We start from the raw sequence: 16,567 nt of genomic DNA, 5'->3' as shown, positions 1-16,567 counted from the left end.
GCAGAGCCCGGCGCTACGCGGTGTGTGGACGTGCCAATGAATGCGCCCGCCGGGCAGAGCCCGGCGCTACGCGGTGTGTGGACGTGCCAATGAATGCGCCCGCCGGGCAGAGCCCGGCGCGGCTGCGCCCTCAATGCAACAGCGATTCCACCGCTGCCTGGAACTGGGTATGCGCCCCGCTGGAATCCGGTGCCTGGTGCAGCTGCCGCACCGCGCGGGCCAACCGCGCTGCGCCGACGAAGCCGCAACTGGCCTGCAGCCGGTGCAGCTGGCCCTGCAGGGCGCGCAGGTCCTGCTTCAGCAAGGCCTGGGCCACCGCGTCGCGTACGCTCGGCAGCTCGGCCAGGAACAGTTCGCGCAGGGCGATGAGATGGTGGCGCTGCCCGTTCAGGGCGGCCAGCGCGGTGATTTCGTCCCAGTCTTCACGCTCGCTGTCCAGGGGCGCACCGACGGCGGGCGGGGCGGTGCCGGGGCTGTTGACCAGCGCACGGCGCACAGCCTTGAGCAGCTGTTCGCCGGTGAGCGGTTTGACCAGGGTGTCGCTGAAGCCGGCATCGCGCAGCCGCGCATGAATGCTGGTATCGCCATCGGCGGTATGCGCCAGCGCGGGCGTGTCCGGCCGTGAACGGCGCAGCGCATGCAGCAGCTGGGTGCCATTGCCGTCGGGCAGGTTGACGTCGATCAGCCACAGATCGTGCTGGCCGCTGCGCCCGGTATCCATGGCCGTGGCCAGCGAATCGGCGGTGTCCACCTGCGCCGGCAGGGTTTCCAGCGCGGCCTTGAAAAAGCCGCGGCTGATGGTGTCGTCCTCGACGAGCAGGAATCGGGGCATTGGATCCCGAGGGGTCATCTGCATTGGGGCTGCCTCCATGTCAGCTATGCCCATATTAAACATGACAACGCGCTCTGCAAGCGTTTCCAACGGGCCCATCGGCAGCCCGACCCACGTATCTGCGACAATAAGCACCCTTTTTGCCCGCAGCCTGTTGCCACGTGGCCCGATCCCGCTCCCGCCTCGACCGTACCCCCTTCCAGACCGACATCCTCGACCTCAGCCATGATGGCCGGGGCGTTGCCCGCCGTGAAGGCGAGGGTGGCAAGGTCACCTTCATCACCGGCGCACTGCCCGGTGAAGTAGTGAGCGCTGAACCGACCGCGCGCAACCGCCATTTCGACGAGGCGCGCACCCTGGAGGTGCTGCAGCCGTCGCCGCAGCGGGTCACCCCGCGCTGCCCGCATTTCGGCGTCTGCGCCGGGTGCGTGTTGCAGCACCTGGAAGAGTCGCAGCAGATCGTGGCCAAGCAACGGGTCCTTACGGACAATCTGACCCGGATCGGCCACGTCACCCCCGGCACGGTGCTGCCGCCGCTGGTGGGCGACAGCTGGGGCTACCGCCGCAAGGGCCGCTTCTCGGTGCGCCGGGTGGAAAAGAAGGACAAGACCCTGGTCGGCTTCCGCGAGCAGGACCCGCGTTTCGTGGCGGACCTGAGCCAGTGCCTGACCGTCATTCCGGAGATCGGCAGCAAGGTCGGGGCGATGGCGGCGTTCATCGAAACCCTGGACGGCAAGCGCGACATCCCGCAGATCGAGTTCATCGCCGGCGACGAGGCGATCATGCTCACCATCCGCCACATGCAGCCGCTGACCGAAGCCGACCGCGCCGCCTGGACCGCCTTCGGGCAGGAACATGGCTTTGCGATCTCGCTGCAGCCCGGCGGCGTGGAGTCGGTACAGCCGTTGTGGCCGGCCGAGGTGCCGCTGTCGTTCAAGCTGGCGCCGTGGGATGTGGAGCTGGCGTTCCGCCCGCTGGACTTCATCCAGGTCAATGCCTCGCTCAACGTGAAGATGATCGCGCTGGCGCTGGAGCTGCTGGAGGCCGGTCCGGACGAGCGCGTGCTGGACCTGTTCTGCGGGCTGGGCAACTTCACCCTGCCGCTGGCGCGTACCGTGCGTGACGTGGTGGGCGTGGAAGGCGATGCAGGCCTGGTCGCCCGGGCCCGGGAAAACGCCGAGCGCAACGGCCTGGCCAACGCGCAGTTCCATGCCGCCGACCTTACCCAGGACCAGCGCAACGCCCCGTGGATGCGCCAGGGCTTCGACAAGCTGCTGCTGGACCCGCCGCGTTCGGGCGCGATCGAAGTGCTGCAGCAGCTGCCGCTGAAGCAGTTCAAGCGCATCGTCTATGTGAGCTGCCACCCGGGTTCGCTGGCGCGCGATGCCGGCTACCTGGTCAACGAACAGGGCTTCACCCTGGTCAGTGCCGGTGCGATGGACATGTTCCCGCACACCGCGCACGTGGAAAGCATCGCGGTGTTCGAGAAGCGCTGAGGCCCGCGCCACCGGCCGGGCGGCCGATGCATCGCATCGGCGCTCGACCGGGGCGGCCGCTTACGGCTGCGGGGCGTTGACCCACTGTCCGTCCCGCCACGCAAACGCCACGGTCTGCTCGCCACGCTCGCCGCCGGCACTCGCGCTGACCGTGCATTCGATCACCGGCGCGTCGTCGCCGACCGCGCAGTTGCGCACGTCCAGCACCTCGGCATTGTTCATGGCCAGGGTCAGATCCGCACGCGTGCCCGCATCCTGTTCGCGTGCCAACCGCGCAGCAAAGCCCTCGCGCAGCAGCACCTGCACGCGTGCCGTGGGCGGCACCGGCGCCGGCCGCTGACGCTGCTGCTGCGTGTACAGCAGCGCCCACGTGCCGTCGACCTGGCTGAAGCGCAACAGGCGGTGTACCGCGTCCGCGCCGTCCTCCGCGGTGACGATGCAGTCCACGCTGGGCGGGTCCGCGTCGGTGACCGGCAGGCAGCCGGACACGGCGTGCAGGCGCGGGCGGAAGGCCTCGGCCACCAGGCGGCTGCTGTCGCTGGCCGGGCGATCGGCGATGGCCTCGTCGAACAGGCGATCCATCGCCGCCTGGGCCTGCGCCAGGGTGGGATCGGAGGATGCGGCGGCTTGCGCGACCGGCAGCGCCAGCAACAGGGCGGGCAGGGTGGATCGGAGCAGGAAACGGGCGCGACGGGTCATGGGGGAACCGGGTCCTTGGAAAGGGCGCGCAGTGTAGGCCGTGCGCGCCATAATGCGTGCATGGGCATTGAAATCGAACGCAAATACCTCGTGACCGGTGATGGCTGGCGCAGTGCCGCCCACGCGGTGATCCCGATGGCGCAGGGCTACATCAACGACACCGCCGCACTCGACAGCGGCGCGCAGAAGGCCTCGGTGCGCGTGCGCATCCAGGGTGAGCAGGCCTTTCTCAACTTCAAATCACGCGAGATCGGGCACACCCGGCAGGAGTTCGACTACCCGATCCCGGTCGACGACGCGCGCGCGCTGCTGGCCCTGTGCGTCGGCGGCCTGATCGACAAGCGCCGCCACCTGGTGCGCCATGCCGGGCTGGTCTGGGAGGTGGACGAATTCCTGGGCGACAACGCCGGGTTGGTGGTGGCCGAGGTGGAGCTGGAGCACGCCGACCAGGCCATCGAACTGCCCGACTGGGCCGGCATCGAAGTGACCGACCAGGTGCGGTACTACAACCTCGCCTTGGCCGCGCATCCCTACGCGCGCTGGTCGGCCGCTGAACGGGGCCGGTAGGTATCCACCGGTGGTGGATACGGTGGGTGGGCACGCAGGCTTGCCACGCAGATGCGTGAAGACCCCTTGTTTTGGTCGCCCGCGGCCCATAGGCATGGCTCATGAAAATCGATATCTGGTCCGACGTGGTGTGCCCCTGGTGCTGGATCGGCAAGCATCGTTTCCAGCAGGGCGTGGCCCTGCTCGGCGATGACGCGCCCGAGATCGAGGTGCACTGGCATCCCTTCCAGCTCGACCCCGACGCCGGCACCACCCCGGTGCCGCTGCGCGAGGCGTACGTAGCCAAGTTCGGCAGCGCCGAGCGCACCGCACAGATCCTGTCCCAGACCCAGACCACCGCGCGCGCCGAGGGCCTGCCGATGGACTTCGAACAGGGGCAGGTGCGGGTCACCACCCTGCCGGCGCACCGGCTGATGTGGCTGGCCGGGCGTGAAGGCGTGCAGGACGCCGTGGGCGAGGCGCTGTTCCGCGCCCATTTCGTCGAGGGCCGTAACCTGGCCGATACCCAGACCCTGATCGCGGCGGCGGCCGCCGGGGGCATCCCCGCCGAGCGGGTCAGCACGCTGCTGGCTGGCGACGAGGGGCTGCACGAGATCCAGGCCCAGCTGGCCCAGGCCCAGGCGCTGGGCATCCAGTCGGTGCCGACCTTCGTGGTCAATGACCGCTATGCCATCCAGGGCGCCCAGCCGCCGGAGGCCTTCGCCCAGGCCCTGCGCCAGATCGCCGCGGACATGCCCGATGCACCTGCCGCGGCGCAGGGCGCCCAGTGCGACGTGGACGGCTGCCCGTAACAAGGCCGCCCACGGCGCAGATCGTGGCCCAGTACACGCGGCTTCTGCGACAATGCGGCGGTGCGCCATCATGGCGCCCCGTATTGGAGATCGACCATGCTCGTGATCGGCGTTGCCGGGACCGAACTCACCGCCCAGGAACGCGACTGGCTGCAGCACGATGCCGTGGCCGGGGTCATCCTGTTCAAGCGCAACTTCGCCTCGCGCGCGCAGGTGGCCGAGCTGTCGGCGGCGATCCGCGCCGCCGCGCCGCGCCCGCAGCTGATCTGCGTGGACCAGGAGGGCGGTCGCGTCCAGCGCTTCCGCGAGGGCTACAGCGCGCTCCCGCCGCTGCAGGGCTTCGATGCCCTCTACCGGCAGGACCCGCAGGCAGCGCTGGCGCTGGCCGAACAACATGCCTGGCTGATGGCCAGCGAAGTGCGCGCCAGTGGCGTGGACCTGAGCTTTGCCCCGGTGGTGGATCTGGGCCGGGGCAACCTGGCCATCGGCGACCGCGCCTTCAGTGCCGACCCGCAGATCGTGGCGGCGTTCACCGCCGCCTACGTGCGTGGCATGCACAGCGTTGGCATGGCGGCCACCCTCAAGCACTTCCCCGGCCACGGCACGGTGCTTGAAGACACCCATTTCAACGACGCCTCCGATCCGCGCTCGTTGGACGAGCTGCGCGCGCTGGACCTGATTCCCTTCGCGGCCGGCATCGACGCCGGTGCCGATGCGGTGATGATGGCCCACGTGGTCTATCCGCAGGTGGCGCCCGAGCCGGCCGGTTACTCGCCGCGCTGGATCCAGCAGATCCTGCGCCAGGAAATGGGGTTCCGCGGCGTGGTGTTCTCCGACGACATCGGCATGGCCGCATCGTTCTCGGCCGGCGGGGTCAAGGCGCGCGTGGATGCGCACCTGGATGCCGGCTGCGACGTGGTGCTGGTCTGCCACCCCGAGCTGGTCGACGAATCGCTGCGTGCGGTGGAACCGCGCACCCTCAATACTGCTGCGCTGCTCGGCCTGATCGGCCGCGGCGCGCTTGGCTGGGATGGCCTGCTGGCCGATGCCCGCCATGGCACTACCCAATCCCGTTTGCTTGACACCCTTGGAAGAACCGTCTGATGCCCAACCTCACCATTTCCCAGGCCCTGGCCCAGGCCGACCTGCTGGTCGACCGTCCCACCATCGACACGGCCATCGCCGCCATCGCCGACGCCATCGCGCGCGATTACAAGGGCGAAGTGCCGTTGTTCCTGTCGATCATGCACGGCGCGCTGCCGTTCGCCGGCCAGCTCGCGCTGGAACTGGGCGCACGCGGCCAGGACGTGCAGTTCGATTACCTGCATGCCACCCGCTACCGCGGTGAAACCACCGGCGGCGAGCTGGTGTGGAAGCACAAGCCGGCCACCGCGCTGTTCGGCCGCCGCGTGCTGCTGGTTGACGACATTCTTGATGAAGGCTTCACCCTGCAGGGCGTGCGCACCTGGTGCCTGGAGCAGGGCGCCACCGACGTGCGCATCGCCGCGCTGACCGTCAAGCAGCACGACCGCGCGCTGCCGGACGTCAGGGCCGACTACGCCGGTATCGATCTGCCCGACCGCTATGTGTTCGGCTTCGGGATGGACGTCAATGAAACGCTGCGCTGCGTGCCGGCCATCTACGCGATGAAGGAATGATGGAACACATCGCACTGGCCGTCATTGGCGGCACCGGCGTCTACAAACTGGCCCAGCTCGACGACGTCAGCAGCCACCAGGTGGACACGCGCTACGGTACGCCGTCCGGCCCGATCCGGGTCGGCACGCTGCTGGGCCAGCGCGTGGCCTTCCTGGCACGGCATGGCGAAGGGCATTCGCTGCCCCCGCACAAGATCAATTACCGCGCAAACCTTGCCGCATTGCAGCAGATCGGCGCAACGCGCGTGCTGGCACTCAATACGGTTGGTGGCATTACCGAACACTTCGGCCCGCGCGTGCTGGCCTGCCCGGACCAGCTGATCGACTACACCTGGGGCCGCATTTCCACCCTGAGTGAAGAGCCCGGCAGCGAGGTGCTGCATGTGGATTTCGGCCACCCCTACACCCCGCTGCTGCGCAGCAAGGTGCTGGCCGCGGCGAAAGTCACCGGCGTGCGCCTGCATGACGGCGGCTGCTACGGCGCCACGCAGGGCCCGCGGCTGGAAACCAACGCGGAAATCGCGCGGATGCGCCGTGATGGCTGCGATCTGGTTGGCATGACCGGCATGCCCGAGGCGAGCCTTGCACGCGAGCTGGGGCTGGACTACGCCTGCCTGGCGATCGTGGCCAACTGGGCCGCCGGCTGTGGCGATGGCGACGAAATCACGATGGCTGAAGTGCTGGCCAACGTGGACGCGGCGTCGGCCGGTTTGCCCGAGCTGATCGGTGAATTGGCGCGGGGGTGATTGTCATTGCGGAGCAAGCTTTGCATACTCCGCCAGTGCGCTGGTTGAGCGTACACCACCCATTCATTGAAGAAGGTCTCGCATCACCATGCCGAACGGTACCGTCAAGTGGTTCAACGACGCCAAGGGATTTGGCTTTATCTCGCCGGAGGACGGCAGCGCCGACGTCTTCGCGCACTTCTCCGCGATCAACTCCAAGGGCTTCCGCAGTCTGCAGGAAGGCCAGCGTGTCACGTATGACGTGACCCAGGGCCCGAAGGGCGCCCAAGCCTCGAACATCGTGCCGGCTGAGTAACGCTCACGCTGCGCATTGAAAACCCCGCTTCGGCGGGGTTTTTTTTGGGTGTCACCCGGTTTGCCGACGGCGTGTGCCCGCGCTCATGTTCCCGCAATCCGCGCACCACGTGATGCCCATCACGCTATAAGGATATGCATGCCCCCGCAACGTCGCACCATCGCCATCGTCGGTTACGGCACTGCCGGCCAGGCATTGGCTGTTCTTCTTTCACGCGATCATCACGATGTGCACGTCTTCGAGCGTGCCGCTTCGCCGGGTCCGGTGGGGGCCGGTTTCCTGCTGCAGCCCAGTGGCCTGGACGTGTTGTGGCAAATGGACCTGCTGCCGGAGGTGCTTGCACACGGCGCAGCGATACGCCGGTTGTACGGCGACACGCCCTGCGGACGCACCGTGATGGAGATGGGCTATGCGGGGCTGGATGCGCGCCTGCACGGCATCGGCATGCAGCGCGGCGCATTGTTCACCCTGCTTGCGCAGGCGTGGGCGCACCCCGGCAACCTGCAGGCCAATACCTGCATCGTGGAGGTGGACGCCGCGCAGGGGCGCGTGCGTGATGCACGCGGGCACTGGCATGGGCCCTACGATCTGGTGATCGCCGCCGACGGCGCCGCCTCCACGTTGCGCACCCAGGTGCAGGCCACGCAACTGGATCGCGAATACCCGTGGGGCGCGCTGTGGTGCCTGCTGCCACGCGGCGACTGGGCCTATCCCGATGAGCTGCGCCAGCGTTACGTGGCCGCGCGCAAGATGATCGGGCTGCTGCCGGTCGGCACGCGCCCGGGCGACGCGCAGCCGCGGTTGAGCTTCTTCTGGAGCCTGCCGCGCGAGCAGTTCGCGCAATGGGAGCGCGACGGTCTGCAGCGCTGGCTCGATGAGATCGCCGCGCTGTGGCCCGAAGCGCATGCACGCCTGGACGGTGTGCGCGACAGTGCGCAGCTGGCGCGTGCGGGCTATCGCGATGCGGTGATGACGCGCTGGAGCCGCGAGCGTCTGGTGCTTGCCGGCGATGCGGCACACGCGATGAGCCCGCAGCTGGGGCAGGGCGTGAACATGGCGCTGATGGATGCGCTGGCGCTGCGCGATGCATTGCGCGCGCACGCCGATCGCGACGCGGCGCTGCAGGCGTATGCGGCGCAGCGTCGCGCGCATGTGGCCATTTACCACTTCTGGAGCCGCTGGCTGACGCCGCTGTTCCAATCCGAGCGTGACACCCTGGCGCGTGCGCGCGACGTGCTGTTCAAGCCGATGGGGCGCATGCCCGGTGGCCACGGCCACATGCTGCGCGTGCTCAGCGGCACCCAGCGTGGCTGGATGGGGAAACTGGCGCTGGCGCCCGGGTTCATCGAGGCGATGCACGCCCATGCGGCCCAACCGTCATCAGCTGATAACCCCGCGTGGCGGGCATCGGCGCAGGAGTGAAGGCAGAATTAACCTGGATTGACGATGAACTCACCCACGACCTGTCACAAGTAACCGGTTGGCCCCGCACACCCGTGCACCTGCCAATCGCTACCTGAAGGAGATGGACATGCTGTTCCCGGCCGAAATCCTGGATGCTGAGATCTGCAAATTGCGCGGACTGCTGCAGATGCTGCATGAGGATCAGCCCGACGTGATGCACGACATTTTCGAGTTCCATGTCACCAGTCTGATCACGCACACCGCACCCGAGCACCACCGCCGCATCCGCGATGCCGCACACGCGATGCTGACCGACATTCAACGGCGGCCGGTTCGACCGGATCCACCGCGGTCGGAAATCCAGTTGATGCCGCAGGTGTTGGCCGCCGCGTAACGCGTGTTGCCTGTTGCCGACGCGTCAGCGCGCCGGCAATGCAATGGCTTCGTCTTCCACACAGGCCACCAGCCGTTCGCCGCTGGCGAGCACCGGCGCGATGCCGGCGGTAAACCGCGAGTAGGCCGGCAGCACCGTCAGCCGCTCACGCAGCCAGAACGCCGGCCAGCGACGCTGCATGCCCGGTAGACGGGCCAACGGATGCACATGCCCGCACAGCACATGCAGCGACGGGTGCGGGTGCGGATCGTGGCGCAGCAGAAACGGCCCGACCTGCAGTTGTTCACCCAGCAGCGTGAGGCCGAGATCGGCCTTGGGCAACGCGCGGTCGTGATTGCCAGCCAAGGCGCCGATCTCCAACGTGGCGTGCTGCTCGCGCCAGCCCTGCCACTGCCGGTACCACGCGGCCCGATGCGCTGCGCCATGCAGTACGTCGCCGAGAATCCACAACGTATCCACGGCGTGCTGCTGCAGCAGCGCCGACAGCCGTTCCAGGTCATCGCCGGTGCCGCCGCTGGGCAGGCCGATGCCTGCGCGCCGGAACACGTCGGCTTTGCCCAGGTGCAGGTCGGCGATCAGCAGCGCCCTGCGCGCGGGCCAGTAAAGTGCGCGGGCGCCCAGCAGCAGGACCTGCTCGCCGGCGAGCGTGGTGGGCAACTCAGGTGCCATGGCGGGTCTCCAATTGCGCGGCAGCGCGTTTGACGCGGGTTTTCCAGTCTTCGTTGCTGAGCTGGCCACGCAGGCGTTCGGCCCACAGCGGAAATGACAGCGGACCCAGCGTGCGCGGCGCCTGCAGGCACAGCGTACGCGCCTGCAGGCGCTGCAGCGTGGCCGCCAGGCTGTCCAGGTCGAGTTGGCCGTGCAGCACTTCGCGATCGGCCAGGCCCAGCAGGATGTGGTCCGGATCGTGCTGGCGCAGCACGTCGTAGAGCAGGCCGCTGGACGCCTGCAGTTGGCGCAGGCTGCGTGGGGTGCGGCCGGGCAGCGCCGGCACCAGCATGCCCGACACCCGGGCGATATCGCGGAACTGACGGCGTGCCAGCTCGGCCAGGTTGAGGCTGTCGCGCAGGTCGTCCAACAGTCCCGCCGGCTGCAGCAGGGCGCGCAGGCCGGCCACGTCCAGCTCCACCGGGCGTGCCGGTGCCAGCACGAAGCCGTAGTCGTTGGCCGCGTAGCCCAGCGTGTTGGGCTGCAGGCGGGCCAGGCGCAGTGCCATCAGCGCGGCGACGCCCTCGTTGACCTGTCGCCCGGCGAACGGATACACGAACACGAACTGTCCCTCGCGACGGCGCACCACTTCCACCAGCAACGACGTCGGGCCCGGCAACATCGAGATGCGCGACTGCAGGGTGAGCAGGGGCGCCAGCCAGCGCATCTCCGGTGATGCCGGCGGAGCGGCGAAGACCGCTTCCATTTCCTGCCCCAGCGCTTCAGACAGCGGCAACCGGCCGCCCTGCCAACGCGGCACCAGCCCATCGCCGCCCTTGGCCAGGCGCACGTAGGCGGTGAGGTTTTCCAGTCGCACCAGTTCCAGCAGGCGCCCGGCGAACTGGAAGCGGTCACCCGGGCGCAGCCGCCCCAGGAACTGCTCTTCCACCGCGCCCAAGCGGCCGCCGCGCAGGAACTGCACGCTCACGCTGCCATCGCTGGTGATGGTGCCGATCGACAGCCGGTGGCGCAGCGCTACGCGCCGGTCATGCACGCGGTACACGCCGTCCTCGTCGCGCACCACCTTGTGGAAATCCGGATACTGCGACAGCGCACGACCGCCCTGCACGATGAACTCGAGCACGCCCTGCCACTGCGCGGCGTCCAGTGCCGCGAATGCGTGGGTACGGCGGACCTGCGCGAACAGGGCGTCGGGTTCGAAGCCACCGCCCAGCGCGCAGCTCACGCAATGTTGGGCCAGCACGTCCAGCGAAAGTGTGGGCGGGCGGCGCGCTTCGATCACGCCGGCCGCCAGTGCATGCCGTGCCGCAGCGTATTCAACCAGCTCCAGCGCGTGCGAGGGCACGCACACCAGCGTGCCCGATTCGCCCGGCCGGTGCCGCGCACGCCCGGCGCGCTGCAGCAGCCGCGCAATGCCTTTCGGGCTGCCGATCTGCAGCACCTGGTCCACCGCCGGGAAATCCACCCCCAGGTCCAGGCTGGAGGTGGCCACCACGCAGCGCAGCTGGCCCTCGCGCAGGCCCTGTTCGGCGTGGCGGCGCACGGCCGGGTCCAGCGAGCCGTGGTGCAGCGCCAGCGTGGACGGGTCTTCCGGCCATACCGCCGACAGCGCCTGATGCCACAGCTCGGCCTGGGCGCGGGTATTGGTGAACAGCAGGCTGGTGCGCACCGACAGCAGTTTTTCCAGCACGCGCTGCAACTGCGACAACCCCAGGTGGCCGGCCCATGGGAAGCGTTCGCCGTGGGCGGGCAGCAGGGTGTCCAGATGCACCGGGCGCGGCCGTGCACCGGCCACCAGCGGCGCATCGGGAACATCGGGCAGCAGCACGTCGCGCGCCTGCGCCAGGTTGCCCAGCGTCGCCGACAGGCCCCACACCTGCAGCGTGGGCAGCGCATCGCGCAGCCGCCGCAGGTTCAACTGCAGCAACACGCCGCGCTTGTTGCCCAGCAGTTCGTGCCATTCGTCGACCACCACGCAGCGCAGCTGGCGCATCTTTGCCAGGCCGTCGGGATAGCTGAGCAACAGCGCCAGCGATTCGGGCGTGGTCACCAGCACATCCACGCGGCCCTCGCGTGCCAGCCGCTTGTCACGCGCGCTGGCATCGCCGGTGCGCAGCCCCACCTGCCAGTCCAGCCCCAGCGCGGCCAGCGGTTCGCGCAGGGCACGGGCGGTATCGGCGGCCAGCGCGCGCAGCGGGGTAATCCACAGCACCTGCAGGGCCGGCACCGGCTTGCGCACGCGGCCACCCGTCGGCGCCGGTTGGGGGGCGCTCAGCGCCTGCAGCAGCGGGCCGCCGAACACGGCCAGGGTCTTGCCGCTGCCGGTGGGCGTGTGCAATAGCCCGGAGGCGCCCGACAGATACTGGCGCCACACGTTTTTCTGGAAGGGCAACGGTGCCCAGCCGCGGCTGGCAAACCACGCAACCAGCCGCGCCATCGCCTCGCGCCGCGTCACCGCGCCAGGGCCTGCAGCTGGGCCAGCGTATCGGCCTCGCTGGCCGGCTTGTCCCGACGCCAGCGCAGGATGCGTGGAAAGCGCACCGCGATACCGGATTTGTGCCGGGTACTGCGGTTGACCGCTTCAAAGCCCAGTTCGAACACCTGTTCGCCGCGCACGCTGCGCACCGGCCCGAAACGCTCCACGGTGTTGGCCCGTATCCAGCGATCGAGCGCGAGGATTTCGGTGTCGTCCAACCCGGAGTACGCCTTGGCGACGGGCACCAGCGTGTCGCCGTTCCACACCCCGAAGGTGTAGTCGGTGTACAGCGTACTGCGCCGGCCATGCCCGGCCTGCGCGTAGATCATCACCGCATCGATGGTGAGGGGATCGATCTTCCACTTCCACCAGTCGCCGCGCCGGCGCCCGCTCTGGTAGAGCGAATCGTGGCGCTTGAGCATCAGCCCTTCCACGCCGCGCTCGCGTGCCTGCGCGCGTTGTGCCGCCGCGTCGGCCCAGTCGTTGGCCAGCAGCGTCGGCGAGAGCACGATACGGGGATCGTCCAGTGCGTGCAGGAGGCTTGCCAGGCGTGCGCGTCGGGCGTGCAGGGGCTGCGTGCGCAGGTCCTCGCCGTCGATCTCCAGCAGGTCATAGGCGAGCACACGCACCGGCGTGTCGCGCAGCGTTTTCGGCCCGGGCTTGCGACGCTGGATGCGCGTCTGCAGCGCGGTGAACGGTAGCGGCTGTGCATCGCCGTCGCGCCATGCCAGCAGCTCGCCATCGATCACGCAGCCATCCGGCAGCGCCATTGCCGCCAACTCGATCTCCGGGAAGCGCCCGTCCAGGCGTTCTTCGCCGCGCGACCACAGGGCGGCCTCGCCCTGGCGGCGCAGCAACTGCAGGCGGATGCCGTCCCACTTCCATTCCAGTACCCAGTCGGTGATCGGCCCGAGGCTCTCGACCTCGGCTTCCAGCGGCGAGGCCAGGAAGAAGGGGTACGGCTGCTGGCGGTCTTCCGGGCGCTCCTGCGGCGACAGCAGCGCGGCGAGCAACCCGGGGGAGGGCACCCACTCGCCGAGCATGCGCTGGGCAATGCGTGCGATGTCGATGCCCGACAGCTCCGCCAGTGCCTGCTGCACCAGTCGCTGCGACACGCCCACGCGCAGTGCGCCGGTCAGCAGTTTGTTGAACACCAGGCGTTCGTTGGCCGGCAGCTGCCGCCAGCCGTCCAGCACCGCAGCGTGGCGCACCGGTTCGGGCTGGTTGGCCACCGCCAGCAGATGCGTTTCGATCCAGTCGGCCAAGGGCCTGTCCGGGCTGCGTTCGGCGGGGTCATCCAGCAGCAGGGTCAGCGTTTCTGCCAGGTCACCGACCTGCGTGTAACTGTCCTCCACCAGCCAGGGCGGCAAGCCGGAGGCCTCGCTGATCCACGCGCGCAGTTCACCACTGGCCGCAATCTTGCGGCGCGCGCCGCCGACCTTGCCGCCACTGAGCAGGTACAGCGCCCACGCGGCATCGTGCGGGCGCGCATCGCGGAAATAGGCGACCAGGGCCGCGCGCTTGTCCAAGGTGGCGGTGCTGCGGTCCAGGCGCTGGTACAGCGCAGCGAAGGCTCTCATTCCTCGCTCCCGAAATCGGTGCGGAACGCTTCGGCGGCGATGCCTTGCTCGCGCAGGAAGGGAATCAGCGCATCGGTGTTGCCGTGGGTGGCGATCACCCGGCGCGCGCCGGTCTCGGTGATGGTCTGCAGCAGGGCCGGCCAGTCGGCATGGTCGGACACCACGAATCCACGGTCGTAGTTGCGCCGGCGGCGGTTGCCACGCAGCTGCATCCAGCCCGACGCGAAGCCCAGTTGATGCTTGCCGAAGCGTCGCAACCACGGCGTGCCGGCGGCCGACGGCGGCGCCAGGATCAGTTTCCCGGCGGCATCGGGTTGGCGGCCCTGTTCGGCCACGGTATGCGTGTCCAGCATGGCGATGCCGGCCTGCCGGTACACCGCCACGCCATTGGCAATGGCCCCATGCAGCCAGGCCGGCTGATCATCCAGCGGTCGCAGTTCGGCCAGCACCCGCTGCGCCTTGCCCAAGGCGTAGCAGAGCAGGATGGCCGCTTCGCCGCGTGCGGCACACTCGTGCCGCCATGCCACGATTTCGGCGGCCACCTCGGCGGTGTCCTGCCAGCGGTAGATCGGCAGCGCAAAGGTGGCTTCGGTGATGAAGACATCGCAGGGCACCACCTCGAACGGCGCGCAGGTGGGGTCGGGCTGGCGCTTGTAGTCGCCGGAGGCGACCCAGACCTGCTCGCCATCGTCGATGCGCACCTGCGCCGAGCCCAGCACGTGCCCGGCCGAATGCAGCGATACCTCCACATTCCCCAACCGGAACGGGCGGCCGTAGTCGTACGCCTGCAGCGGCACATCGCCGAGCCGCCAGCGCAGGATCGGCACGCTGTCGGTGGCGCAGTAGTACTGGCCCATCCCACTGCGCGCGTGGTCGCCGTGGCCATGGGTGATCACCGCACGCGGCACGGGCCGCCATGGGTCGATGTGGAAATCGCCGGCGGGGCAATACAGCCCTTCCGGGCGAAGCACCACCAGATCGTTGTTCGGGCTGCCAAGGCTCATGGCTGCACTGTGCCGCCGCGCTCGTGCAGGAGGTGAGAATCCACCTGAACGGCGCACGACAACCGGATGCGGCAGAATCGGGTGAACCCTTGGCCAGGAGGCCGCCACGATGTCCTCTGCACTGCCCGCGTTCGACACCCACGAGGTATTCAACCAGCCGCCGCCGTTCGGTGGCCGCAATCTGTGGGCCGATGATGTGGCCCTGGCCGAGGCGGTGCAGCGCGAAGGCGGCGACGGGTTTGCGGCAGTGCTGGCGGGCTATGGCGCGCTGGCGGGCGATGCACTGTACCGGCTGGGGTTTGACGCCAACCGCGACAAGCCGCGGCTGCGTACGCATGATGCGCAGGGGCATCGCATCGACACGGTCGAGTTTCATCCGGCCTACCACCAGTTGATGGACGCGGCCAAGGCGCAGGGCGTGGCCGGGTTGTCCTGGCACGATGGCACTGCCGGTGCGCATGTTGCGCGCGCGGCGTTGAGTTACCTGCATCACCAGGCCGATGCAGGGACCAGTTGCCCGCTGACGATGACGCATGCGGCGGTGGCGGTGCTGCGCCAGGACCCGGCGCTGGCCGAGTGGGCCGACAAGGCGGCGGCCCCGCAGTACGATCCGCGCGATGTGCCGATTGCCGACAAGGCTGGCATCACGCTGGGCATGGGCATGACCGAGAAGCAGGGCGGCTCGGATGTGCGCAGCAACACCACGCGCGCCGAACCGCAGGCCGACGGCAGTTATCGCCTGGTCGGGCACAAATGGTTTTTTTCGGCGCCGATGTCCGATGGTTTCCTGGTGCTGGCGCAGGCCCCGGCGGGGTTGAGCTGTTTCCTGATGCCGCGCCGTCTTGCCGATGGCAACCGCAATGCGTTCCGGTTGATGCGTCTGAAGGACAAGCTGGGCGACTGGTCCAACGCGTCCAGCGAGGTGGAACTGTGTGGCGCCTGGGCCCGCCGGGTGGGCGAGGAGGGGCGCGGGGTGGCCACGATCATCGGCATGGTGATGATGACCCGGCTGGACTGCATGCTGGGTGCGGCGGCGGAAATGCGCATGGCGTTGGCGCAGGCGGTGCACCACACGCGGCACCGGACCAGCTTCGGCAAGCGCTTGTGCGACCACCCGTTGATGGCCAACGTGCTGGCAGATCTGGCGATGGAATCCGAAGCGGCCACCACGTTCGCGATACGCGTGGCCGGTGCGGTCGATCGTGCGGGCCACAGCAGCGCCGACGCGGCGTTCGCGCGGATTGCCACGGCGGTGGGCAAGTATTGGGTATGCAAGCGCGCGGCGGTGTTCGTCAACGAGGCGCAGGAATGCCTGGGCGGCGCGGGGTACGTTGAGGAGTCGATGCTGCCGCGGTTGTACCGGCAGGCGCCGTTGAATTCGATCTGGGAGGGCAGCGGCAACATCCAGTGCCTGGACGTGCTGCGCGCGTTGGCGCGCGAGCCGCAGGTGGCGCCGGTGCTGGACGCCGAGCTGGATGGCGTGGCAGGTCGCGACGCGATCTACGACGCGGCCTTGCAGGCATTGCGCAGTGCATTGGCGACGTCGCCGGGCGAGGCGCAGGCGCGCCGCATCACCGAGCAGTTGGCGCTGCTGCTGCAGGCGGCAGTGCTGCTGCGTGCCAACAGCCCGATCGCCAGCGCGTTCGTGCGCTCGCGGCTGGGCGGCGAGCATGGCATGGCGTTTGGGACGCTGCCGGCGGATCTGGACACGGCGGCGGTGCTGGCACGGGCGTTGCCGTAGCTCACCCCGGTTGGTGGTGACGCACTTGGTGCGAACTGTTGATCGGTGGGCCGGGCGCTGGCTGCCCAGGCACTTTCCGGGCAGAGCCGTGGGGGGGGGGGGGGGGGGGGGGGGGGGGGGGGGGGGGGGGGGGGGGGGGGGGGGGGGGGGGGGGGGGGGGGGGGGGGGCGGGGGGGGGGGGCCCGGGGGGGGCGGCCCCGCGCGGCGCGGCCGCC

Annotated in this window: 16 protein-coding genes; 10 read left to right on the top strand and 6 right to left on the bottom strand. The window is 69.2% G+C overall.

Going from position 1 to position 16,567, the window contains the following annotated elements; genetic code table 11:
• Nucleotides 1-130 precede the first annotated feature (130 nt).
• Nucleotides 131-856 carry a response regulator gene (locus tag ABIA71_RS20710; protein WP_354287813.1) on the bottom strand — a complete coding sequence of 242 codons (726 nt, stop codon included), beginning with the start codon at nucleotides 854-856 and terminating at the stop codon, nucleotides 131-133.
• 137 nt (nucleotides 857-993) lie between these two features.
• Here ABIA71_RS20710 and rlmD point away from each other — a divergent pair, with 137 nt between their 5' ends.
• Complete coding sequence (rlmD, locus tag ABIA71_RS20705; protein ID WP_141059588.1) at nucleotides 994-2,328, top strand: 23S rRNA (uracil(1939)-C(5))-methyltransferase RlmD; 1,335 nt, start codon at nucleotides 994-996, stop codon at nucleotides 2,326-2,328.
• A gap of 60 nt (nucleotides 2,329-2,388) precedes the next feature.
• On the opposite strand, the gene ABIA71_RS20700 is transcribed toward rlmD, so the two are convergent.
• On the bottom strand, nucleotides 2,389-3,027 hold the full coding sequence (locus ABIA71_RS20700; RefSeq protein WP_354287812.1) for a hypothetical protein: 639 nt from the start codon (nucleotides 3,025-3,027) through the stop codon (nucleotides 2,389-2,391).
• A gap of 60 nt (nucleotides 3,028-3,087) precedes the next feature.
• On the opposite strand from ABIA71_RS20700, the gene ABIA71_RS20695 reads away from it, so the two are divergent.
• The 8 genes from ABIA71_RS20695 to ABIA71_RS20660 all read left to right on the top strand — a co-directional run bounded on the left by ABIA71_RS20695 (nucleotide 3,088) and on the right by ABIA71_RS20660 (nucleotide 8,882).
• Nucleotides 3,088-3,594, top strand: coding sequence for a CYTH domain-containing protein (locus ABIA71_RS20695; RefSeq protein WP_354287810.1), 507 nt, complete (start codon nucleotides 3,088-3,090; stop codon nucleotides 3,592-3,594).
• Between the two features lie 101 nt (nucleotides 3,595-3,695).
• Nucleotides 3,696-4,385 (top strand): DsbA family oxidoreductase, encoded by a 690-nt coding sequence (locus ABIA71_RS20690; protein ID WP_354287808.1) that lies wholly within the window; start codon nucleotides 3,696-3,698, stop codon nucleotides 4,383-4,385.
• A gap of 96 nt (nucleotides 4,386-4,481) precedes the next feature.
• The gene (nagZ, locus tag ABIA71_RS20685; RefSeq protein WP_354287807.1) at nucleotides 4,482-5,489 is read left to right on the top strand and encodes a beta-N-acetylhexosaminidase; all 1,008 of its coding nucleotides are present in this window, start codon (nucleotides 4,482-4,484) and stop codon (nucleotides 5,487-5,489) included.
• On the top strand, nucleotides 5,489-6,043 hold the full coding sequence (locus ABIA71_RS20680) for a hypoxanthine-guanine phosphoribosyltransferase (RefSeq protein ID WP_354287805.1): 555 nt from the start codon (nucleotides 5,489-5,491) through the stop codon (nucleotides 6,041-6,043). The genes nagZ and ABIA71_RS20680 overlap by 1 nt, the downstream gene beginning before the upstream one ends.
• Nucleotides 6,043-6,789, top strand: a complete 747-nt coding sequence (locus ABIA71_RS20675; RefSeq protein WP_354287803.1) for an S-methyl-5'-thioinosine phosphorylase — start codon at nucleotides 6,043-6,045, stop codon at nucleotides 6,787-6,789. The genes ABIA71_RS20680 and ABIA71_RS20675 overlap by 1 nt, the downstream gene beginning before the upstream one ends.
• 88 nt (nucleotides 6,790-6,877) lie before the next feature.
• Nucleotides 6,878-7,084: a transcription antiterminator/RNA stability regulator CspE gene (gene cspE / locus ABIA71_RS20670; protein WP_128097271.1), complete on the top strand. Its 207-nt coding sequence runs from the start codon at nucleotides 6,878-6,880 to the stop codon at nucleotides 7,082-7,084.
• 138 nt (nucleotides 7,085-7,222) lie between these two features.
• Nucleotides 7,223-8,506: an FAD-dependent oxidoreductase gene (locus tag ABIA71_RS20665; RefSeq protein WP_354287801.1), complete on the top strand. Its 1,284-nt coding sequence runs from the start codon at nucleotides 7,223-7,225 to the stop codon at nucleotides 8,504-8,506.
• A 109-nt stretch (nucleotides 8,507-8,615) separates the two neighbouring features.
• The gene (locus ABIA71_RS20660) at nucleotides 8,616-8,882 is read left to right on the top strand and encodes a hypothetical protein (protein WP_038691935.1); all 267 of its coding nucleotides are present in this window, start codon (nucleotides 8,616-8,618) and stop codon (nucleotides 8,880-8,882) included.
• 24 nt (nucleotides 8,883-8,906) lie between these two features.
• Here ABIA71_RS20660 and pdeM read toward each other — a convergent pair whose 3' ends face one another.
• The 4 genes from pdeM to ABIA71_RS20640 are packed head-to-tail and all read right to left on the bottom strand — an operon-like array spanning nucleotide 8,907 to nucleotide 14,611.
• Nucleotides 8,907-9,551: a ligase-associated DNA damage response endonuclease PdeM gene (pdeM, locus tag ABIA71_RS20655; RefSeq protein ID WP_354287799.1), complete on the bottom strand. Its 645-nt coding sequence runs from the start codon at nucleotides 9,549-9,551 to the stop codon at nucleotides 8,907-8,909.
• Complete coding sequence (locus tag ABIA71_RS20650) at nucleotides 9,541-11,988, bottom strand: ligase-associated DNA damage response DEXH box helicase (RefSeq protein ID WP_354287815.1); 2,448 nt, start codon at nucleotides 11,986-11,988, stop codon at nucleotides 9,541-9,543. Before ABIA71_RS20650 ends, pdeM begins: the two co-directional genes overlap by 11 nt.
• Nucleotides 11,989-12,002: 14 nt before the next feature.
• Complete coding sequence (locus tag ABIA71_RS20645) at nucleotides 12,003-13,607, bottom strand: ATP-dependent DNA ligase (RefSeq protein WP_354287797.1); 1,605 nt, start codon at nucleotides 13,605-13,607, stop codon at nucleotides 12,003-12,005.
• Nucleotides 13,604-14,611: a ligase-associated DNA damage response exonuclease gene (locus ABIA71_RS20640; RefSeq protein WP_354287795.1), complete on the bottom strand. Its 1,008-nt coding sequence runs from the start codon at nucleotides 14,609-14,611 to the stop codon at nucleotides 13,604-13,606. Before ABIA71_RS20640 ends, ABIA71_RS20645 begins: the two co-directional genes overlap by 4 nt.
• A 109-nt stretch (nucleotides 14,612-14,720) precedes the next feature.
• Between ABIA71_RS20640 and ABIA71_RS20635 the strand changes: the two genes are divergently transcribed.
• Nucleotides 14,721-16,352: an isovaleryl-CoA dehydrogenase gene (locus ABIA71_RS20635; RefSeq protein ID WP_354287793.1), complete on the top strand. Its 1,632-nt coding sequence runs from the start codon at nucleotides 14,721-14,723 to the stop codon at nucleotides 16,350-16,352.
• The last annotated feature ends 215 nt before the right edge of the window (nucleotides 16,353-16,567 follow it).

It is taken from the genome of Stenotrophomonas sp. 2619 (assembly GCF_040548725.1).
Lineage (GTDB): Bacteria > Pseudomonadota > Gammaproteobacteria > Xanthomonadales > Xanthomonadaceae > Stenotrophomonas > Stenotrophomonas maltophilia_AP.
This window is presented reverse-complemented; position numbering and strand designations above follow the sequence as displayed.